19 protein-coding genes and 1 pseudogene are annotated in these 20,885 nt (G+C 66.6%); 15 read left to right on the top strand and 5 right to left on the bottom strand.

What is annotated here, in order from left to right:
• The coding region (locus tag ABZ914_RS24580; protein ID WP_500195981.1) for a hypothetical protein at positions 1–479 on the top strand (479 nt) is incomplete at its 5' end.
• Here the strand turns inward: ABZ914_RS24580 and ABZ914_RS24575 are convergent.
• A complete protein-coding gene (locus ABZ914_RS24575; protein ID WP_500195980.1) occupies positions 469–1,221 on the bottom strand; it encodes an ATP-binding protein in 753 nt (250 codons plus the stop codon). The two genes, ABZ914_RS24580 and ABZ914_RS24575, sit on opposite strands and share 11 nt — an antisense overlap.
• Before the next feature lie 176 nt (positions 1,222–1,397).
• Between ABZ914_RS24575 and ABZ914_RS24570 the strand changes: the two genes are divergently transcribed.
• The 12 genes and pseudogenes from ABZ914_RS24570 to ABZ914_RS24515 all read left to right on the top strand — a co-directional run bounded on the left by ABZ914_RS24570 (position 1,398) and on the right by ABZ914_RS24515 (position 14,850).
• On the top strand, positions 1,398–2,291 hold the full coding sequence (locus ABZ914_RS24570) for a helix-turn-helix domain-containing protein (protein ID WP_500195978.1): 894 nt from the start codon (positions 1,398–1,400) through the stop codon (positions 2,289–2,291).
• A 20-nt stretch (positions 2,292–2,311) separates the two neighbouring features.
• Positions 2,312–2,530, top strand: coding sequence for a DUF397 domain-containing protein (locus tag ABZ914_RS24565; RefSeq protein WP_500195977.1), 219 nt, complete (start codon positions 2,312–2,314; stop codon positions 2,528–2,530).
• Complete coding sequence (locus tag ABZ914_RS24560) at positions 2,466–2,831, top strand: DUF397 domain-containing protein (RefSeq protein ID WP_500195975.1); 366 nt, start codon at positions 2,466–2,468, stop codon at positions 2,829–2,831. Before ABZ914_RS24565 ends, ABZ914_RS24560 begins: the two co-directional genes overlap by 65 nt.
• 109 nt (positions 2,832–2,940) lie before the next feature.
• Positions 2,941–3,387 carry a DUF6247 family protein gene (locus ABZ914_RS24555; RefSeq protein ID WP_500195974.1) on the top strand — a complete coding sequence of 149 codons (447 nt, stop codon included), beginning with the start codon at positions 2,941–2,943 and terminating at the stop codon, positions 3,385–3,387.
• 523 nt (positions 3,388–3,910) lie between these two features.
• Entirely contained in the window at positions 3,911–6,358 is a 2,448-nt protein-coding gene (locus ABZ914_RS24550; RefSeq protein ID WP_500195973.1) for a type I restriction-modification system subunit M, read from the top strand.
• Complete coding sequence (locus ABZ914_RS24545) at positions 6,351–7,556, top strand: restriction endonuclease subunit S (RefSeq protein WP_500195971.1); 1,206 nt, start codon at positions 6,351–6,353, stop codon at positions 7,554–7,556. Before ABZ914_RS24550 ends, ABZ914_RS24545 begins: the two co-directional genes overlap by 8 nt.
• 87 nt (positions 7,557–7,643) lie before the next feature.
• Positions 7,644–10,883 carry a type I restriction endonuclease subunit R gene (locus ABZ914_RS24540; RefSeq protein WP_500195970.1) on the top strand — a complete coding sequence of 1,080 codons (3,240 nt, stop codon included), beginning with the start codon at positions 7,644–7,646 and terminating at the stop codon, positions 10,881–10,883.
• 56 nt (positions 10,884–10,939) lie between these two features.
• Positions 10,940–11,647 (top strand): M48 family metallopeptidase, encoded by a 708-nt coding sequence (locus tag ABZ914_RS24535; RefSeq protein ID WP_500195968.1) that lies wholly within the window; start codon positions 10,940–10,942, stop codon positions 11,645–11,647.
• An 83-nt stretch (positions 11,648–11,730) separates the two neighbouring features.
• Positions 11,731–12,684 (top strand): annotated as a pseudogene (locus ABZ914_RS24530) (serine/threonine-protein kinase).
• Complete coding sequence (locus ABZ914_RS24525) at positions 12,681–12,935, top strand: hypothetical protein (RefSeq protein WP_500195966.1); 255 nt, start codon at positions 12,681–12,683, stop codon at positions 12,933–12,935. Before ABZ914_RS24530 ends, ABZ914_RS24525 begins: the two are co-directional and overlap by 4 nt.
• Positions 12,936–13,025: 90 nt before the next feature.
• Positions 13,026–13,190, top strand: coding sequence for a hypothetical protein (locus ABZ914_RS24520; protein ID WP_500195964.1), 165 nt, complete (start codon positions 13,026–13,028; stop codon positions 13,188–13,190).
• A 115-nt stretch (positions 13,191–13,305) separates the two neighbouring features.
• Positions 13,306–14,850, top strand: coding sequence for a CBS domain-containing anti-phage protein (locus tag ABZ914_RS24515; protein WP_500195963.1), 1,545 nt, complete (start codon positions 13,306–13,308; stop codon positions 14,848–14,850).
• 49 nt (positions 14,851–14,899) lie between these two features.
• Here the strand turns inward: ABZ914_RS24515 and ABZ914_RS24510 are convergent, their stop codons facing one another.
• Together ABZ914_RS24510 and ABZ914_RS24505 are read right to left on the bottom strand one after the other, a co-directional pair.
• Complete coding sequence (locus tag ABZ914_RS24510; RefSeq protein ID WP_500195961.1) at positions 14,900–15,373, bottom strand: hypothetical protein; 474 nt, start codon at positions 15,371–15,373, stop codon at positions 14,900–14,902.
• Positions 15,374–15,756: 383 nt separating this feature from the next.
• Positions 15,757–16,278 (bottom strand): hypothetical protein, encoded by a 522-nt coding sequence (locus tag ABZ914_RS24505; RefSeq protein WP_500195959.1) that lies wholly within the window; start codon positions 16,276–16,278, stop codon positions 15,757–15,759.
• A 366-nt stretch (positions 16,279–16,644) separates the two neighbouring features.
• Between ABZ914_RS24505 and ABZ914_RS24500 the strand changes: the two genes are divergently transcribed.
• Complete coding sequence (locus ABZ914_RS24500) at positions 16,645–16,920, top strand: cytochrome P450 (protein ID WP_500195957.1); 276 nt, start codon at positions 16,645–16,647, stop codon at positions 16,918–16,920.
• Between the two features lie 4 nt (positions 16,921–16,924).
• Here the strand turns inward: ABZ914_RS24500 and gad are convergent, their stop codons facing one another.
• Together gad and ABZ914_RS24490 are read right to left on the bottom strand one after the other, a co-directional pair.
• Positions 16,925–18,337 carry a glutamate decarboxylase gene (gene gad, locus ABZ914_RS24495; RefSeq protein ID WP_500195955.1) on the bottom strand — a complete coding sequence of 471 codons (1,413 nt, stop codon included), beginning with the start codon at positions 18,335–18,337 and terminating at the stop codon, positions 16,925–16,927.
• Between the two features lie 144 nt (positions 18,338–18,481).
• Positions 18,482–19,147, bottom strand: a complete 666-nt coding sequence (locus ABZ914_RS24490) for a TetR family transcriptional regulator (RefSeq protein WP_500195954.1) — start codon at positions 19,145–19,147, stop codon at positions 18,482–18,484.
• A 156-nt stretch (positions 19,148–19,303) separates the two neighbouring features.
• Here ABZ914_RS24490 and ABZ914_RS24485 point away from each other — a divergent pair.
• On the top strand, positions 19,304–20,885 hold a 1,582-nt coding region (locus tag ABZ914_RS24485), incomplete at its 3' end, for an MFS transporter (protein WP_500195952.1).

Here is a 20,885-nt window from a genome sequence, read left to right as displayed (position 1 = left end):
GGTTCGTCTCGACGAACCTTCGCAGCGACCCGGGACGCATCCGCCGCCTGAGCGGCCGGCTCGACGCCCTGCTTGCCGAACTGGACGAGCAATGGCGGGAATTGGCCGACGCCCTCGGCGAACTGGTCGACGAGATCGTCGTGGACGACACCGAGATCCTCGCGCTCGACCTCGACCCGAAGACGGAAGGCGAGATCTATCGCGTCCTTGAAAAGCGGCTCGCACATGAACTGAGCGCCCATGGCCGTATCACACGTGACCTGCTGGTCGACGTCTCGAGACGGCTCGCCGGCATCGTCGAGATCGAAGTCGGGCCGCCGCACTTCGCGGAGAACGGTCATCTTCAGGAGAACCTGCGCAAGGAATTGAGGAGGCAGATCATCGGCTTGCTGGATATCGGCCGTGACGCGGCGCGCCCGATAGCGGAGGAACTGCTCCGCCTCGCCGTCGCGTCCAGGCACGATTTCCTCAAGCAGTAGGGGAGCAGGCCGGGCCGGTGCCGGCATCGAGGTGGCGGACGACCTGCTCGGCCTCCTGGAGGTCGATGAGGGGACGGCGGACGTAGCGGGTTTCGGACGCCCACCAGCAGAAGTGCCGGTGATGGACCCAGACGTTCAGGCCGGTCAGGACGACGACCGAGACACCGCGCTCGTCACTGCAGCGCGTCCCGCGGAACCCGCGCCGCGTGACGTTGAGCAGGAGGCATTGTGCCGCCGTCCCCGGATGCACCCGGACCGTCCGGCCCGGCCAGCCGAGGGGGAGAGGGAGAGCGAACCAGACGGCCTTCCCCGGCACGGCCCGCTCGGCGACCCGCGACCGCGTCAGCGCGCACCCCCACCCGGCCGTGAACTCCTCGAGGATGGCGAGCCCCTTGCCGCGCTCGTCGAGCAGGTCGGCGCCGGACGCGTGGGGGAGCGACGTCCGCGCGCAGTCGAACACCGAGACGATGAGCTGCGGGGACGGGACCGTCCGGGCCCACACCCACAGCTCCGGCGGCGCGTGCGGCCGGTCGTGCGGCCCGGGGTGCCCGTACCGAAGGGCATTGGTCGCGGTCTCGGAGACGGCGAGCTTCCCGTCCTCGACCACGTCCCGCTCCACGCCCAGCCCGTCCAGCGTCCGCTGAAGAAAGGATCGGGCCGCCGCCGGCCCGGTCTCGTCACTCGGAAGCCGCCAGGCGCACACCCCACCCACGGCCAGGTCCGTCGCACTCTCAACCACCATGGTCCCCGCCTCGTCGATCATCACAGGCTGTGCGTGTCTCGTCACAAATCGTGTGGACGAGGTCGATCCTCAACCATGCAGCGGGAAGATGCAATCCCGTTTGAGAATCTGATCTGTACTCAGCAGATCGATTCTGTGTGTTGAATCTGCCACGACCAACGGCAGGGGAGTGCAGAATGACGACCGAGCAACGAGGAGGTGGCGCCATGCCACGGCCGGAGAGTCCGACCGTCCGCCGGATCATGCTGGGTATCCGGCTCCGTGAGCTGCGGACCCGCGCCGGTATTGAGGCGGACGACGCGGCCCGACACATCGCTCGGACGGACTCGACGATCAGCCGCATGGAGACAGGGCAGAGCTCCGTCTCGGCCCGCGTCCTCGAACGGCTCGTCGAGCTGTACGGCGCGACGCCCGACGAAGTCGCCCAGCTCACCGAACTGGCGAAGGCCGCCCGGCAACGCGGCTGGTGGCAACGCTACGGCGAGGTCCTGCACCCCGGCTTCGGGCTCTACCTCGGCCTCGAGGCGGAGGCCACTGAGATGCATGCTTACGCGGGCGAATGGGTGCCGGGGCTTCTGCAGACCCAGGAATACGCTGCGGCGATCATGGCTGTGGAGCCTCGCCGGCCTTCAGACGAAGAGATCCGGGCGAGAGTCGAAGCTCGACTGGCCCGTCAGCTGATCTTGGACGGCGATGAGCCGCTCCAATATTGGGTCGTCCTCAACGAGGCCGTGCTGCACAGGAGCGTGGGTGGTCTCCAGGTCATGGTCGACCAACTGCACAGTCTGGTGGCGAAGGCGCGGCAACGAAACGTGAAGTTGCAGGTCCTGCCCTTCGGGTCCGGCGCCCACCCGGTGGTGAGCGGACCTTTCACCCTCTTGACGCTTGATCTCAGCGAAGCTGCGCTTGCTGAGTACGTCTACGTTGAGAATCGCGCGGGTGCTCTCATCATGGACAAGACGGCTGAGATCGAGATACATAGGTTGACGTTTGACGCTCTCCGAGCGGATGCGCTCAGCCCGGAGAAGTCGATCGTCCTGATTGAGAAGGTCGCCACAGAGTTGGCGTGATGGGTGGGAGAGGTCTCACGATGGCTGATCGAGATGTGAGCCATGCTGTATGGCGCAAGAGTTCTCGCAGTGGAAGCTCGGGCGGTGACTGTGTCGAGGTCGCGGTGCTCGGCGCGCGCCAAGCGGTGCGGGACTCCAAGGATCCGGCCGGTGGCTTCCTGAGTTTCGGGCGGGATGAGTGGGCCGTCTTGGTGTCGGAGATCAAGCAGGGGAGGTACGACGTCGACGAAGCGCTCTGAGCTGAGCCACGACGCCTCTGAGAGAAGTCACCTGCGGGACCGGAGAAGCTTCATGGCAGTGTCCGATGATCGACGTAGCTCTAGCAGGTCCGAACCAAAGTTACGATCAGGAACGGCACAGGCCGCGTCGCTGGGCGTAAGAGCTCGTACAGCCACACAGTCAGACCGCGTGGAGGTCGGGCGGCTGGACGGTGCGATCCGGGACTCTAAAGATCCAGAGGGAGAGGTCCTGAGCCTTGTCAGATGTCTGGGCGCGTTCGTCGCGGACGTCCGGGGTGGTCGAGCAGGCGGAGCTGGCTGAGGGTGCCGACTGCGGCCCTGCTCGGCCTGATACGCGACCACAGCGCGGACGCCTCTGGAACGGGATTCGATACCGGCGGGGCGTGAGCGCGGCTCACCCTCCGGACTCGGTGGCCTTCTCCGATCTGTCTCGGAACCTGCGAGCCGTCGCGGCGCGCGCGTCCAGGCTGGGGTGGGTGCGTGTCACACATCGTGACGCGCCTGACCTCCACCTCACGGCGGCTGATCTTGAAGATCGGCGCGACGAGACGCTGTCCACGGCTTCTCGGCTCTTCCTTGCCCTGATACGGAGCGACTCAGGCATCCGTGAGCTGCGGCTCGCCATGCCCGAGGTCTTACCATGGGTGCGCCACTTCAGCACCGAGGAAGCCCGGGCCTTCACCGTGGAACTGGTTGAGGCCCTGTCGGACGCGGCGGAGCTGGAGGCCGACGCGCCCGTCCACGAGGTGATCACCGGATGGCGCGCAACAGCGCGCATCAAGGCCGATCCCCAGCAACACGAGGACGCGGCCAAGCCGACCCGCGGCGACTTCGGTCCCGTTGAGGTTCGCCCTTGAGCCGAAGCGGTGGCTGCTGTCCTCCCGCGCCCTGACATGTGGGACGACGGATGGACCAAGTTACACCGGCACGCCGCGGCCAACACGCGGCGCTGCTTCGAGCAGCTGCGACCGACTCCAGGCCTCGGGCCAGCTACGAGCGGAAGCAAAGCATCGTGTTCACGGTGACCTGCCGACGCATACACAACGGCCGCAACTTGGTACAAGGTCACGGGCGGCGGTCGCGTGCGCTACCTCACATCCACGATGTGAGCCGCACGGTCTGGATCATCTACACCTCGCCCCGTCACCCGAAGGACACGGAGTAGCCGCCCTGACGCTGGTGAGGCCCCTCGGGCATTGAGCACATGACACCGTAAACTGAGTGGACACCCTCTCGTGGTGTGCGCCTGTCTCTGGCAACATCCGGCCTACGGCGTTGAGTAAAGACCTCCGCCGCTGTCACTGGTAGCTGGAAGACTGGCGTAGCCTCGCCTGACCGGCGGCGTGCCGTGTGTTGAGTTGTACCTGAGGAGACCGCCCCGTGCCGAGACTGACCCTGCCGCAGTTGGAACGACACCTCTTCGGGGCGGCGGACATCCTCCGAGGCAAGATGGATGCCTCAGAGTTCAAGGAGTACATCTTCGGGATGCTCTTCTTGAAGCGGGCATCGGACGAGTTCGACGCTGTCCGGGAGCGGCTCAAGGCCGAGCAGATTAAGGAACGCCGCCGCTCTGATGAGGAGGCAGAGGCCGCCACCAACGCCCCGTGGATCTACCGAGGCAAGAGCTTCTTCGTTCCGGAAGAGGCTCGCTGGCAGTACATCAAGGACAACTCGCGGGCCGGCGGGGTCGGCAGTCTCCTGAACAAGGCACTGGACGCGCTGGAGAAGGCCAACACGGGCGCGCTCGAAGGCGTCCTTGAGCACATCGACTTCACCCGGAAGGTCGGCCAGTCCACCATCCCGAACAAGCGGCTCCAGGCCCTCGTCGACCACTTCGACCGCTACCGGCTCCGTAACGAGGACTTCGAGTTCCCCGACCTGCTCGGCGCAGCCTATGAGTACCTGATCGGCCAGTTCGCCGACTCGGCAGGCAAGAAGGGCGGAGAGTTCTACACGCCCCGTGACGTCGTCAGTATGATGGTTCGCCTCGTCAAGCCCGAAGCCGACATGCGCATCTACGACCCGTGCGCAGGTTCGGGCGGAATGCTCATCCACGCGAAGGAGTACGTGGAGGAGCACGGTCACGATGCGCGTAACCTAACCCTCGCCGGCCAGGAGTACAACGGCGGGACATGGGCCATCTCCAAGATGAACATGATCCTCCACGGCGTCCTGAACGCGGACCTGAGGAACGATGACACGCTCGCCAATCCCCTCCATAAGGAGGGCAACGAGCTGATGCGCTTCGACCGTGTCCTGACAAACCCACCGTTCTCGCTGAACTACAGCCGTTCGGGCATGGAACACCCTGAGCGCTTTAAGTACGGCTGGGCGCCGGAAACCGGCAAGAAGGCAGACCTAATGTTCGCCCAGCACGTTCTCTCCGTGCTGATGCCGATGGGAATCGGCGCGACTGTCATGCCGCACGGTGTTCTTTTCCGCGGTGGGAAAGAAAGAGATATCCGGGAGAGTATCATTAAGGATGACCGTCTTGAAGCGGTCATAGGTTTGCCCGCCAACCTTTTTTATGGTACCGCCATTCCGGCTTGCATTCTCGTTCTCCGGGGCACTGCTCGCCGCAAGGAAAGCTTGCGTGGCAAGGTACTTTTCATCAATGCAGACCGCGAATATAGTGCGGGTCGTGCACAGAACTACTTGGCGCCGGAGCATATAGAAAAGATCGTCTCAGCCTTTGAGGGCTATCGCGACATTCCTGGTTTTGCTCGCGTCGTGAACGTTTCTGAGCTTCGCGAAAACGACTTCAATCTCAACATCCGCCGCTACGTTGACAACACACCGCCGAAGGAAAAGCACGATGTCCGCGCCCATCTCAGCGGCGGCGTCCCGAAATACGAAGTGGCTGACAAGGAGTTTCTTTTCAGGGGGTTCGGAATTGATCCTCGATCGCTATTCACTCAGCGTGACGCCAACTACTACGATTTTCTTCCTGAGGGCTGGGAACAGACTGCTGACCGTCTCGCTGAACTAGCAGAACCCGCTGAGGCGCGACTGCGTGAGGCGTTTGACGATTGGTGGGATCGTCACGATAAGCGCCTGATAGAGCTTCCAAATTCCCAGGCAGTCACGGAACTTCGCCGCGAACTGCTCGACTCTTTCGTCGCCGAACATCAAGACCTTGGTCTTCTCGACCGCTACGAACTGGCCGGCGTCATTGCTGCTTGGTGGGGCGAGAATAAACATGATATCCAGACTCTGGCAGCAAATGGGTTTGAAGGCGTCGTTGAAGGCTGGCTAACGACTATTAGGTCGGCGTTCGAGATTCACGAAGAAGAAGTCGAATACTGGGACAAACAGAAGATTGAACTTGAAAAGCGCAAGGCGCGCAGTCACCGGCTTGTTCCTGCGCTTATCCCTGACTACCTCGATGAGTTGGAAGAGGCGGACTCCGTATATGCGCGGCTCTATTCCGATTACAAGGCTGCCACTACCAAGTCAAACGACGAAGAGGATGAAAATTTTCTTCTTCTAAGCGATGCCGTAAGCGCGGCTGAACTAAAGCGGCTTAGGGATGCGGTCGCTAAAGCACGGCGCGAGTATGCAGAGGTTGAGCAGGTTTTCATCCCTCGCATCAGTGAAGCACTTAGGAAACTTGACGATAGTTCTCGGGTTATTCTTGTCACAAAAATTTTCAAAGATTCGCTCTTTGGTCGACTTACATCTCGAACGAGCATTGTCCGAGCTGAGATGGAGGGGGTCTTCCGTAAGTGGGGAGAAAAATATGCAGTCACCCTCGGCGAATTCGAGGAACGTAGACAATCGGCCAGCGTTCAACTGAAGATTCATTTGGAGAGACTCGGTTATGTCTGATGATCTGCCACTCGGCTGGCAGTCGCAGCGACTCGGCGATGTGCTCAAGCGTCGCGCAGAGCGCGCTGATGGCGGCGAATCCTTGCTTTCGGTTACGCAGAAACGTGGAGTCATCCCTCAAGAGCAGGTAGGGCGGAGGGATAATTCTAGCGCCGATAAACTGAGTTACCTGCGCGTCTTTCCAGGCGACATCGTCTATAATACTATGCGAATGTGGCAAGGTGTGTCCGGTGTTTCTAGTTCGTTCGGGATTGTTAGTCCAGCATACACGGTTTGCAAGCCGGCCTCCGGCTTCGATCCAAAGTTTTTGGGCTACCTGATTAAACAGCCCAGCATGGTTAACAAGTTTTATCGTCTATCTCAGGGATTGGTTAGCGATACTTGGAACTTGCGGTACGCGGCGTTCGCGAATATTGAAGTTGTATTGCCCTCTCGACTTGATGAGCAGCGGCGGATCGCGGAGATTCTGGAAGCCTTTGATGATCAAATCGAGTGTCAGCGACGGGTCGTCGGTAAAGTGGCTGCCGTCCAGCAGGGGCTCCTGGAGGAGCAGCTTCTGAGCCTCATCGAAAACGCCAAGAGGATACGTTTGGATGCTGTCGCCGACGTCGGCAGCGGAGTGACGTTGAGTGGGGAGAGTGCGGCTGGAATCGAACTCCCATATTTGCGTGTTGCCAATGTTCAGGACGGCTACATCGACACATCGGAGATAAAGACGGTTCGCGTCGAGCGTTCTGAGGTTGGACGCTACCTTCTTGAAGCCGGTGACGTGCTCCTCACTGAAGGCGGCGACATTGACAAGCTTGGCCGTGGTGCAGTTTGGGATGGTCGCATAGATCCTTGTATCTGCCAGAACCATATTTTCCGCGTTCGTTGTAAGCGCGAAGTGGTTCGGCCTGACTTCCTCTCTGCTTATGTTGGGTCGGCTGAAGGAAAGGCCTATTTTCTTAGGATTGCCAAGCAGACGACAAATCTGGCAACAATCAACTCTACTCAGTTGAAAGCGTTGCCCCTGCCGGTGCCGCCGGTCGCCGATCAGGATAAATTTATCCTAGTGATGGAGGGTGTTAAGGCTAGGCTCGATGCGGAAGTTGCTATGGCCGATAAGCTGGTAACGATGAAACAGGGGTTGGCGGAGGATCTGTTGACCGGGCGAGTTCGGGTGCCGGAGGCTGAGGCTGTGGTGGAGAACCTCTAGCCGGCCGGGTGCGTGGTCGTTTCGATAATTCAACACGGGTGTCCGGCGGGCGGATGAAAATTTTCGGTCCGGGATGGGAGTGGCGGCATGACTGATTGGGAGTACGCGTTGGTCGAGCGTCCTCTCATCGAGCAGCTCAAGGGGATGGGCTGGGAGCATCTCCAGGGGGCGCCGCTTGAGGCGGTGATGCCGCTCAACCCTTACGACTCCGGCCGGATGGGGTTTGACGAGGTCTTCCTTCAGGACCGGATGCGGGACGCTCTGCATCGCATCAATGTGGACCAGCACGGCTGGCCGTGGCTGGATGACGACCGTATCGACCAGGCCGTGAACGAGTTGGTGCGTATCCCGGCGTCCAACAATCTGGTCGAGGCCAATGAGACGGCCACGAGGCTTCTGCTTGACGGCACGGTCGTTGACGGCGTGGAGGGCTGGGAGAGCGGCAAGAGCCGTCCTGTCCAGTACATCGACTGGCGGAACCCGGAGAACAACGAGTTCACCGTCGTGAACCAGTTCCGGGTGGACGTGCCCGGCAACGACGGGCAGCCGATCATCCCGGACGTCGTCCTGTTCGTGAACGGCATCCCGCTCGTCGTGCTGGAGATGAAGAAGCCGCAGACGAGCAGCTTGAACGCGGCGTCCAACCAGATCCGCAAGTACGCCGAGCAGGTGCAGAGCGAAGTCCGCGTCGGGAACCAGCGGCTGTTCCACACCGTTCAGCTCACGGCGGTCAGCAGTGGCGAGGAAGCCAAGCTCGGGACGATCAGCGCCGAGTACGAGCACTACGTGCCGTGGCGTGACCCGTATCCGCTGACGCACGAAGAATTGGGCGGCCGGCTCGGCAAGCCCGGTGACACGGTGAACCGGCAGGAGATTTTCGCGGCCGTCCTGTTCGACAAGGCCCGGTTACTGGACGTCGTCCACAACTATGTGACCTTCATGGTCACCGACGACGGCAAGACCATCAAGGCGGCACCCCGGTACCAGCAGTTCCGGGCCGTGGACCGGGCCGTCCACCGGCTGCGGACGGGCGAGACCAAGCTGCAAGATCGCGAGCGGGACAAGCGGGGCGGGATCGTCTGGCACACGCAGGGGTCCGGCAAAAGCCTGACCATGACGTTCCTGGTCCGCAAGCTGCGCTCAAGCGACGACCTCAAGCACTTCAAGGTCGTCCTCGTCACCGACCGGACGCAGTTGCAGAAGCAGCTCAGCGAGACGCTGGAGCTGACCGGCGAGAAGGTCGAGGTCGCCAAGTCGGCGGCGCGGGCGCGGACGATCCTCGGCCGGCACGGGCCCGGCCTGGTGTTCGTGATGATCCAGAAGCAGCGGGGCACCGGCCCCGGGCAGGGGATGGCGGCCGACACTTCGCTCGGTGAGGTCAACACCGACTACTCGATCGTCCTCCTGGTGGACGAGGCGCACCGGTCGCACACCGCCTCGCTGGGGACCAACCTGCAGATCGCGTTGCCGAACGCGGCGCGGATCGGGTTCACCGGCACGCCGATCATGACGAAGAAGGGCCAGCGTAAAACGAGCCTGGAGCTCTTCGGCGCCTTCATCGACATGTACCGGCTGAAGGAGGCCGAAGAGGACGGCGTCATCGTCCCGATCCTGTACGAGGGGCTGAACGTCAAGGGCGCGGTGAAGGACGGCGGCGACCTCGACGAACTCGTGGACGAGATGTTCGACGAGCTGCCACCGGAGGACCGCGACCAGCTTCAGCGCCGGTACGCGACCAAGTCCAACGTGTCGGCGGCGGAGAAGCTCATCGCTGCGAAGGCCAAGCACATGTTCCGCCACTACGTCGAGCGGGTCCTTCCCGAGGGCTTCAAAGCGCAGGTCGTCGCGGGGGACCGGCCCAGCACCGTCCGGTACCGCGAGGGGCTGATGGCGGCGCGGGACGAACTGGTCGCCGAAGTCGAGGCCCTGCCCGTGCGCGTCCTGGAGAAGCCGCGGGACGAGCTGAAGCCGCGCCAGGCCTTTCTCCTCGGGGCCCACGAGCAACTCGACCGGCTGAAGCGCATGGAGTTCGTCCCCGTCATCTCCGAAGGCGAGGCGGAGAACGAGGCCGAACTCGCCGAGTGGACGAACAAGGCCAAGCAGGACGCCCGCGTCGACGACTTCGTCAAGCCGTTCGACGAGTCCGACGTCGCGTTCGTCATCGTCAACGCGATGCTCCTCACCGGCTTCGACGCGCCCATCGAGCAGGTCATGTACCTCGACCGCAGCCTCCAGGAACACGAGCTGCTCCAGGCCGTCGCGCGGGTCAACCGGACCGCCGGCGGCAAGGAGTACGGCTATGTCGTCGACTACCGGGGCGTCGCGCAGAACCTCGTCGCCGCGCTGAAGGTCTACGCGCACCAGGACTACGACGAGGACGACCTCGCCGACGTCGAGGAGGCGCTTAAGGACGTCCGCGACGAGATCGCCAAGCTGGAGCCGCGCTGCAATCGGGTCCGGATGATGTTCCGCGACCCCGACGACGTCGAGCGCTGCGTGGAGGAACTGGCGGACGCCGAGCTGCGCGACCGGTTCACCGCCGACTTCGCCCGGTTCGCCAAGACCTACAACGCCGTCCTGCCCGACCCGCAGGTCAAGCGGTTCGAAGCCGACCTCAAGCGGTTCACCGTCGTGAAGATCACCGCGGCGAAGCGGTACCGGGTGGACGGCGGCGAGTTCGACCCGGCCGCGTATGGCGGCCGCATCAAGCAGCTGATCGACGAGCACGTGATGTCGCTCGGCATCGAGCAGAAGCTCCCGCCGGTCGCGCTCACCGCGCCCGACTTCACCGAGAAGGTGGAGGCGATGCCCGGCGGGTCCCGCGCCAAGGCGTCCGAGATGGAACACGCCATCCGGCACCACATCACCGTCAACAAGGCGAAGGACCCGGCCCGCTACCAGCAGCTCAGCGAGCGGTTGGAGCAAATCCTCCAGGAACTCAAGGACGCCTGGGACCAGCAGGTCCTCGCCCTGCAGGACCTCATCACCGAGCTGCGAGACGACGCCCCCGACAACCCGCACGGGCTCAGCCCGGTGGAGAGCGCGCTGTACGGGGTGCTGGCGCAGGAACTCGCCACCTCCGACAGCGACGCCCGCGACCCCGAGTTCGTCGACGCGGCCCGCAACGTCTACCACCGGGCCGCCGAGGTCGTGCACCGCAAGGACTTCTGGCATCCCAGCAAGGAGGTCGACCGCGAGGAGTTCCGCAGCGCCATCTCCATGCTCCTCTACGACCGGCGCCTCGCCGACGTGAACAACGTCGAGGAGCTGTCCGGACGGTTGTTCGAGGTCATCAAGGCCAACCGCGAGCGCATCCCGCGGCCCTGACCGGCGGGTGTGTCCGGTGGCGTGTCCTGACGGGGTCACCTGGCATCCTTAAGGCCGTGAGTGATTTCCCGGGGATGCTGCACGTCGGTGATCTCGACGTCGCGGTGGCGGTCAGCGAACGCCGGCGGACCGTCCGGCTCACCGTCGAACGGGACGCCTCCGTCACCGCCGTCGTCCCGCCGTCCACGACCCGCGACGAGCTCGCGAAGATGGTCCAGGCGAAGCGGTCCTGGCTGTACGGGAAGCTCGCCGAGCGCCGTGAGCTCCCCGAACCCCACCCGGAACGGCAGATCGTGTCCGGCGAAGGGTTCCTCTACCTCGGCCGCTCCTACCGGCTCCGGATCGTCGAGGCGGGGACGCCGGTGAAGCTCGTCCGGGGGCGGCTGCTGCTCGGTGAGGGCGGCGGCGCGCGCGACCTCGTCCGCTGGTACCAGCGGGTCGGCGAGCCGTGGCTGGCCAAGCGCGTCGAGCCGTGGGCGTCCAGAATGGGCGCGCGGATCACCGGCCTGCGGGTGATGCCGCTCGGCTACCGGTGGGGATCGTGCTCGTCCAGCGGGCGTCTCAACATCCACTGGGCGACCATGCAGATCCCCCCGACGCTCATCGACTACGTCCTGGTACACGAGCTGGCGCATCTCGAACGACCCGACCACGGTGCCGGCTTCTGGCAGATCGTCGAGCGCGCCATGTCCGGCTATGAGGAACGCCGCGAGCGGCTCCGGCGGTTCGGACCCGACCTCTGGCTTCCGGACGAAGGACGCTGAACGCGGCTGACGGTCGCTGTAAATTCGGCGGCGTGACCACGTCAGGCCCCCTCGTGCTGAACGACCGCTACGAACTCGACCGGATGCCGCTCGGGAGGGGCGGCATGGGCGAGGTGTGGGGCGGCCGCGACACGGTCCTCGGCCGGCGGGTCGCGGTGAAGCTGATCCGGGTGACGGACGGCCCTCCCGACCCCGAACTGGAGAAGCGATTCCTGCGCGAGGCGCGGGTGATGGCGCGGCTCGGGCATCCGGGCGCGCCCGCCATTTACGACGCGGGCGTGTCCGACGGGACGGCCGGAGCCCGGCGGATGTTCATCGCCATGGAGTACATCGAAGGCACCCGGCTCGACGACGCCATCGCGGAGAACGACCCGCTCCCCCTCGGCTAGGCCGCCGGGATCGCCGCGCAGATCGCCGCCGTCCTCGCCGCCGCCCACGGCCAGGGCGTCCTGCACCGCGACCTGAAGCCGGGGAACGTCCTCCTGAGACCGGACGGTGCGGTCAAGGTCATCGACTTCGGGCTCGCGCTCCTCCACGACCCGGACGTCAGTAAACTCACCCGCAGCGGCACGATCCTCGGCACCGTCCGGTACATGCCCCCGGAGCAGGTCCGGTCGGAGACAACGACGGCGCGCAGCGACCTCTACGCCCTCGGCTGCGTCCTGTACGAGATGCTGTGCGGGGAGCCGCCCTTCACCGGGGACGCCGAGTACGAGATCATGGAGAAGCAGGTCAAGGACAGTCCGGTCCCGGTCCGGCGGCACCCTAGCCGATCTCGTCGCCGAGCTGCTGGAGAAGCAGCCCGCGGACCGTCCGAAGGATGCCGTCACCGTTCACAGGCGGCTGGTCCCCTACGTGTCCGGTGCGTATCCGCTGCCCAGTCTGGCGGCCGACGCGTCCAGCTCTCTTCGCATTTACGCCGACGTCCTCACTCGGGTCCTCGGCCGGTCGACCGCCGCGGGGCCTGGCGTCGGCTGTGGACGGTGCGCCGCGCCCCAGCCGGACGGAGATGGGCCGGGCGCGCCGCGAAACGATGACCCTGCTCAAGGACGGCAGGCACGACGAGGCGGCCGGAGTGTTGCGGGCCGTGGCGCCCGGCGGAGTACCTCTCGACGTCGCCGACCCCGACGCGGTCAAGCTGCGCATGTTCTGCGCGAGCGTGCTCGCCGACAATAGCGATATCCGAGCCGCCGGTGAGTTCCTGCGCCTCGGTGACGATCTCGCGGCCCCCTTCGGTGTGGAGGACGAGCGGGTCGTTCAGTGCCGGGTCGGCGAGGCCGACTGCTAGCTCCGGCACGGCGACGCCGGGCTCGCGCTGCGGCTGCTGCGCCGGGCGCTGTCCGACCAGGCCGCCGTCCGCGCACCGAATGACCCGCGCGTGCTCGAACTGCGGCGGCGCGTGGGCGAACTGGAGGCAGCGCTCGGAGAGGACGCGGCCCGTCGCACGCTGGCCGACCTGCACGATGACCTGATCCGGGAGACCGGCCCCGACCACCCGTCGGCCGTCCAGGTTTGCGACGGCCTGGAACGGTTCGGCCCCTGACGTACCGCACCGCCCACGTCAGCCTGCGACTTCGCAGGTAATTGCCGCGCGAAGAAGGCGAATGCATGAAAATGGAACATCGGTGCTGGGGCACACGGTTACTGGTGAGGCGGGCATGACGGAACAGCCGATGCGTGGGGATGTGCGGGCGTGGATGATTCGCGGCGGCTCGGAAGGGGAACGTGAACAGCGCGCACTCCGCGAGGGGCTCGTCATCGTCGGCTGGAACGAGATGGGCGACCTCAGCACAATCCGAACTTGGGCCGAACTGACCAGCGTGCTTCAGCGCGTGTACCCGGAGGCCAGCCGCAACGTCATCGGGAACTGGACCGGCCAGCTCTGGAAGTTCCTCAAGGAGATCCGCGAGGGGGACCTCGTGGTGATGCCCCTGAGAACCAATTCCGGGCATGTCGCCATCGGCAGGGTGACGGGACCCTACGAATACCGCGGCGACGAACCGGAAGGGTTCCGGCAGATCCGCAAGGTCGCATGGGTCAACCCCGCTCTCGCCAAGGACACGATCAAGTCCGACCTTCGTGCCAGCCTCGGCTCTCTGCTCACCGTGTGCAGATTGACCCGTAACAACGCCGCCAGGCGCATCGTCGCGCTCGCGGACGACGGGGTCGATCCCGGGCTCGATGGTGAGGAGGAGGTGACGAATTCGGCCGAGCTCCTCGAGGATGCAGCATCACGCAGCCCCGACAACCTGCGGAAGCTCACGATCAGGAGCCTGCTGGAGCACTGGGGGTGGGAGCGCAGGACTGGTGCCGTCGTCTCGGAGATAAAGGCGGACCTTGCCGACAAAGGGCTGACGACTCGGCCGCCCTTCACCGAGGGATCAGTCGGTGACGAGATCACCCTGGTCCCCATGGCGACGGAACCCGGCTCCGGGGCGGAGACCGAGGACGGCGCTGGCGACACCGAGGACGTCTCCGAGCCGGAGCACATGACGCTGCGTCTGGGCAATCTACCCGCCCCGCTCGTCTCGGTTCCGAGCACAGCCACCCTGATGGTCGCCAAGACACTGATGCTGAAGCACCAGTTCTCACAACTCGCCGTGATCGACGACGAAACCATGTTCCATGGCGCGGTCAGCTGGGAGTCGATCGGCAAGGCCCACATCGCCTCAGCGGATCCAACCCTTCAGGAAGCGACGGTCTCAGCGCTGGTGGTCGATCACGACGCGCTACTCCTCGACCAGATCGGTGCCATCTATGATCGGGGCTTCATCTTCGTCAGGAACGCCGACCGTAAACGGGTCACCGGGATCATCACGGCGTCCGACCTGACACGCCAGTTCGGGACGTTGGCCCGGCCGTTCGTCCTCGTGGAGGAAGCCGAGAACAGGCTGCGCCGCGCTGCCGATCAGGTCTTCAGCGTGGAGGAGTTGCGCGAGGCCGTTTCACCCCATATGAGGACGAGAGTGCACCAAGCCGCGGACCTCACCTTCGGCAACTACGGTCATCTACTCCGCGACCCGCAGCGCTGGTCCAAGGTCGGCTGGAGCATCGACCGCAGCGAGTTCCTGGATGTTCTCGAAGAGGTTCGCCGGGTACGCAACGAACTCATGCACTTCGCAACCGACGAGCTCTCACAGGAGAAGTATCAGGCGTTGAACGGTCTCCTGTCGCTGTTGCGCGCGGTCGATCCGGGGCTATGAGACCACGCCCGGAGCGAGTCACCAGGAAGCAGGAGGCGCAGGGGCGGGGTCAGGCTTCTACGGTCACGTCTAGGACCGTGTCGTCGTGGTCGAGACGGACGGCGGGCCAGTAGCCGTCCAGGAAGTGCTTGCCGCAGAGGTCCGTGAAGTGCAGGACGATCTCGCCTCCGTCCTCGACGGCGATCGTGCTCAGGGAAAGGTCGGTGCGGGCGTCGGCGAAGTCGTCCGCGGTCGGTGGGCCCTTGGTGAAGGCGTGCACGATCGCCTCGACGGCACGCCGTTCCAGGGCGGTCAGATTCGCGGCCGTTCCGTAGAGGCGGGGGAGCAGGCGCCGCGCCTCCTGGGGCTCGGTCGTGTCGAGCATCAGGACGATTTCGCGTCCGTCCGGATGGCGCATGCTCCCGCAGAACGAGTGGTACAGGACGCTGCCGTCGGAAAGGGGCTGCGCGTCGCTCGTGAAAACGCCGAGCCGCTCGTCGGTGATCGCCTGGTCGGGGGAGCCGGAAGTGGCCGCGTCGTTCATCGGATCATCCAACCCCATGGGCCGCCTGTCTCGGGCGCGCGGCCTGCGGCTTCGGCGGCGGGCGCCGAACGGCGGGCGGGGCGGTCGGGCGCAAGGCGGGCTCGCCTGTCCGGCGAGCTTTCCGCGCGGGTATCGCGTGTTCTTTCCCTCGACTGGACGGTAATTGCCCGGAGGGTCTATTAGTGAGCCTCCAGAAAACGGGTTATTTGATGCCGTAATGCCTAGCCGGGATAGGGACAAGTGCTGGTAGAGCCAGTTCTCCATGGCATAGAGGTGATGTCGAGAATGCGGGGTGCGGGTCGATTATCGGCATGGCGAATCTCCTGGTACATCACTTTTGGAGTAGCTATGGAGAAGCTTCCGGAATTCCCGTTCCCGGCCGATCATTCCCTGCGGCCCTCGCCGTTGCTCGCGGACGCGCGGGCCGGCGGCGCGCCCGTCCGCGTCCGGCTCGGGTACGGGGACCCGGCCTGGCTCGTCACGCGGTACGAGCACGCCCGCACCGTGCTGAGCAGTCCCGCCTTCGGGCGCGACCACGAGCGCGCCGGGATACCGGCCGACCGCATCGCCGGGATGACGCCGGCGGACCCGACGAGCCGGACGCTGCTCAGCGAGGACCCGCCCGACCACACCCGGCTGCGCCGCTTCGTGTACCGCACGTTCACGCCGCGCCGCGTGGAGACGCTGCGCGCGGGCACCGAGCGGATCGCCGGCCGCCTCCTCGACGCGATGATCGGATCCGGCGCGCCGGCCGACCTCGTCGAGGAGTTCGGGCTCCCGCTGCCCATCCAGGTCATCTGCGACCTGCTCGGCGTCCCGGTCGCCGACCGGGCCCGGTTCACCGGCTGGGCGGACGCGCTGCTCAGCACGGCCGAGCGTCCCCTGGCGGAGATCGGGGCCGACATCGACGAGATGAACCGCTACCTGGCGGGCCTCGCGGCGGCGCGGGTCGAGCAGCCGACCGGCGACCTCATCGGATCGCTGGTGCGCGAGCGGGTCGAGGGCGACCATCTCGGCGAGGAGGAGGTGAGCGACCTCGTGCGCGCGATCCTGATCGCCGGATTCGAGACCACCGCGTCGCAGATCCCGAACTTCGTCTACCTGCTGCTCGAAGGCGGCGACCACACGCGGGTCGTCGCCGATCCCGGCCTGGTGCCGACGGCCGTCGAGGAGCTGCTGCGGTGCGTCCCGCTGATCGCCCAGGGGTCGCTGACGCGGTTCGTCCTGGCGGAGGTCGAGCTCTGCGGCGTCCTGCTGGGCCCGGGGACCAGGTGCTCGTCGAGCCGGCCGCCGCGAACCGGGACGCGGCGGCCTTCCCCGCGTCCGAGACGATGGACATCGCCCGCCAGGCCAACCCGCACATCGCCTTCGGGCACGGCCTGCACCGGTGCCTGGGCGCGTCGCTCGCCCGGATGGAGCTCCAGGTCGCGCTGTCCGCGCTCGTCACGCGCCTGCCCGGGCTGTGCCTCGCCGCGCCGGCCGGCGAGGTGCCGTGGCACGCCGACCGGTTCGTGCGGCGGCCGAAGGAGCTGCTCGTCGCCTGGTGAGGGGTCAGTGGCGGCCCGGGGTGGTGGGGTGCTTGGTCTCGGCGCCGTGGGCGAAGCCGCCGGCGTCGTCCGCGGTGCGGACCGGGGACGGCTGGGCGGACAGCCGGGGCAGGGCGCGGCGCAGGTCGTCCAGCAGCAGGTCGGCGAGGTCGTGGCTGAAGCCGTTGCGGACGACGACGCGCAGCACGGCGAGGTCCTCGCGGTTCTTCGGGAACGTGTAGGCGGGGACGAGCCAGCCGTGCTCGCGCAGCGCCGCGGAGACGTCGAAGACGTTGAAGCCCGCGCCGTCGCGGGTGCGGAACGCGAACACCGGGATGGCGGAGCCGTCGGTGATCAGCTCGAACGGGCCGATCTTGGCGATCTCGGCGGCGAGCCGGGTCGCGACGTCGCGGCAGGTCTGCTGGACGCGGCGGTAGCCCTCGAACCCGAGCCGCAGGAAGTTGTAGTACTGCGCGACGACCTGGGCGCCGGGGCGGGAGAAGTTCAGCGCGAAGGTCGGCATGTCGCCGCCCAGGTAGTTGACGTGGAAGACGAGGTCGTCCGGCAGGGCGCCGCCGTCGCGCCACAGCGCCCAGCCGACGCCCGGCATGACCAGGCCGTACTTGTGCCCGGACGTGTTGATCGACGCGACCCGGGGGAGCCGGAAGTCCCACGGCAGGTCCGGGTCGAGGAACGGGGCGATCATCCCTCCGGACGCGCCGTCCACGTGGACGGGGACGTCGAGGCCGGTGCGCTCCTGGAGGTCGTCGAGCGCGGCGCAGATGTCGGCGACGGGCTCGTAGCTGCCGTCGAAGGTGGACCCGAGGACCGCGACGACGCCGATGGTGTTCTCGTCGCACAGCGCGACGGCCTCCGGGGCGCCGAGGTGGTAGCGGTCGCCCTCCATCGGCACGTAGCGGGGCTCGACCTCGAAGTAGTCGGCGAACTTCTCCCAGCAGATCTGGACGTTGACGCCCATCACGATGTTGGGCCGGCCCGGCAGGCCCTTGCGCTGCCAGCGGCGCTTCAGGGCGAGGCCGCCGAGCATCGCCGCCTCGCTGGACCCGGTCGTGGAGCAGCCGACGGCGTGCCGCGGGTCGGGAGCGTTCCAGAGCCGGGCGAGCATGTGCACGCAGCGCATCTCGAGCTCCGCGGTCCGCGGGTACTCGTCCTTGTCGATCATGTTCTTCTCGGCGCACTCGGCCATCAGCCGCAGCGCCTCCGGCTCGGCCCACGTGGAGACGAACGTGGCGAGGTTCAGCCGGGCGTTGCCGTCCAGCATCAGCTCGTCGTGGACGATCTGGTACGCGGTGCCGGGCTCCATCTCGCCGCGCGGCAGCGCGTACCGGGGCACCTCCACGGGCTCCCGGCTGAAGATCGGGTTGACCTGCAGGTCCCGCGCGCCGCGGCCGTCGTGCCGGGGATGCTTCAGCGCCATGGTCGCGTCCTCTCGAGGCCGTCGTCGGGCCGTCCTCAGGCCGTCGCCGGCCGTCCTCGGGGAGGCGGTACCCACCCGCCCCGGGACCACACCGGGGCGGGACGCGGGCGGCGCGGGCGGGGCCTGGGAGCGGAGGCCCCGCGCCTAGGAGTTGAGGCCCTGCTCGAGGATGGCGAACGCCTGGTCGACGGTCTCCGACAGCGAGCCGAAGGCGCCCTCGTGCCGGCGGGCGACGTCGGCGGCGGCCTGGAACCCGCAGGTGGCGGAGGCCGCGATCACGTGCGGGCGCAGGTCGGTGGCGGGGTCGGTGCCCATCCGCTCGGCGATGATCTCGGTGAGCAACTGCTGCTTCTTCTGCGCGTGCTCCAGACTGCCCGCCATCAGGGTCGGGCTGTCGCTCATCATGCCGAGCAGGCACTGGAAGCGGTCGGGGTCGAAGCCCAGCTCGCCGCGCTCGCAGGCGCGGGCGATCTCCACCACGGTGCGGCGGAGCGCGGTCATGATCGGCTCGTCCGGGGGGCGCTCGGCCAGCGCCGCCATCACGGCGCGGGTCTGCTCCTCCTGGAAGGTGAGCGCGACGTCCTCTTTCGAGGCGAAGTAGCGGAAGAACGTGCGGGACGAGACGTCCACGGCGTCGGCGATCTCCTCGACGGTGGTCGCGTCGAAACCCTTCTCGGCGAAGAGGGTGAACGCGGCGTCGACGAGCGCCTCACGGGTGCGCTGCTTCTTGCGTTCGCGCCGGCCCGGGGGCTGGGAACCGGGGCCCGCGGGCGTGCTGCCCTGGCGGGTCTCGGGGGCGGTCGCGGTCATGTGCGAAGTGTAACGACGCGCGGACCCGACGCCAAGTGACGGTGAACGAAGATTGTCGTGATCTGAATCATGTCTCTTGATGACGCGAGGCATTTGACGACAAGTGTCAGCTCATGACAGTTTGGGATCCTCAACGTCGCTACGGAGGCTCCGCCCATGTCCCAGATCCGAGGCGCCGAGGTGCTCGACCCCGGCGCGTCCCGCCCGTCCCGGCCGCGCGACCAGGCGCGCGGGCGACCCGCCCGCCGCGGCCACGGGCATCCCTGGCTCACCCTCGTCGCCGTCGCCCTCGGCGTGATGATGGTCGGCCTGGACGCCACCGTCGTCTCCATCGCCAACCCGGCGATCGCCAAGGACCTCGGCGCGTCCCTGTCCGGCCTCCAGTGGGTGACCAACGCCTACCTGCTGGCCCTCGCCGTCACGCTGATCCCGGCCGGCAAGATCGCCGACCGGTTCGGCCGCAAGCGGACGTTCCTCGCCGGCGTCATCGGGTTCGCGGTCGCCTCGCTCGCCATCGGGCTGTCCGGCGGGCTCGGCATGGTGATCTTCTGGCGGGTCGTGCAGGGCTTCGCGGGGGCGCTCCTGCAGCCCGCCAGCCTCGCCATCCTGCGCAACACCTTCCCCGCCGAGAGGCTCAACGCCGCCATCGGCATCTGGGGCTCCACCGTCGGCATCTCCATCGCGGGCGGCCCGATCGTCGCCGGCCTGCTGGTCGAGAACGTCAACTGGGAGTCGGTGTTCTTCCTCAACGCGCCGCTCGGCCTGGTCGCGCTGCTCGTCGGACTCTGGGTGATCCGCGAGTCCAAGGACGAGGAGGCCGCCGGCTCGTTCGACCTGCCCGGCGTCGCGCTGCTCACCGGCGCGCTGTTCGCGCTGGTCTGGGGCCTCATCAAGGCCGGCGAGCACGGGTTCGGGCACGCCACGCCGCTGGTGTCGTTCGCCGCGTCCGCCGTGCTGTTCGCCGCGTTCGTGTGGAACGAGCTGCGCGTCGAGCGGCCGCTGCTGCCGCTGTCGCTGTTCCGCTCGGTGTCGCTGTCGGCGGCGACCGGGCTGATCGTCCTCGGCTTCTTCGGGATGTTCGGGACGATCTTCTTCATCACCCTCTACCTGCAGCAGGTGCACGGGATGAGCCCGGTGGAGGCGGGCGTGCGGATGCTGCCGATGACCGGGATCTTCATCGTCGCCTCGCCGATCGCGGGCGCGCTCACCAGCCGGTTCGGGCCGCGGCTGCCCCTTGCCCTCGGCATGGCGTTCACCGCGACCGCGCTGTTCGGCCTGTCCCGCGTCGGCGCGGACGCCCCGTACGTGCAGCTGTGGCCGTGGTTCGTGCTGGTCGGCCTGGCGTTCGGGATGGTCATCGTCGCCGGCACCGAGGCCATCGTCGGCAACGCCCCGGCGCACCTCGCCGGCGTCGCCGGCGGCCTCCAGCAGACCGCGTCGCAGCTCGGCGGCGTCCTCGGCACCTCCGTGCTCGGCGTGCTGCTGTCCACGAAGGTCGGGGACGTGCTGGTCGGGCGGCTCACCGAGTCCGGCGTGCCCGGCGCCGCCGCGCAGAAGCTGTCGGGCACCGGCGGGCTGGTCGCCCAGGGCGTCGCGCCCGTCCCGCCCGGCACTCCGGAGCCCGCCGCGAAGGCCATCACCACCGGCAGCCACCTGGCGTTCATGGACGGCTTCCAGACCTCGCTGACGGTCGCCGGCGCGGTCGCCGTCGTCGCGGTGCTCGCGGCGCTCCTCGTCC

Origin of the sequence: Spirillospora sp. NPDC046719 (genome assembly GCF_040645715.1) — a bacterium.
In the GTDB taxonomy this organism is placed as follows: Bacteria; Actinomycetota; Actinomycetes; order Streptosporangiales; family Streptosporangiaceae; genus Spirillospora.
This window is presented reverse-complemented; position numbering and strand designations above follow the sequence as displayed.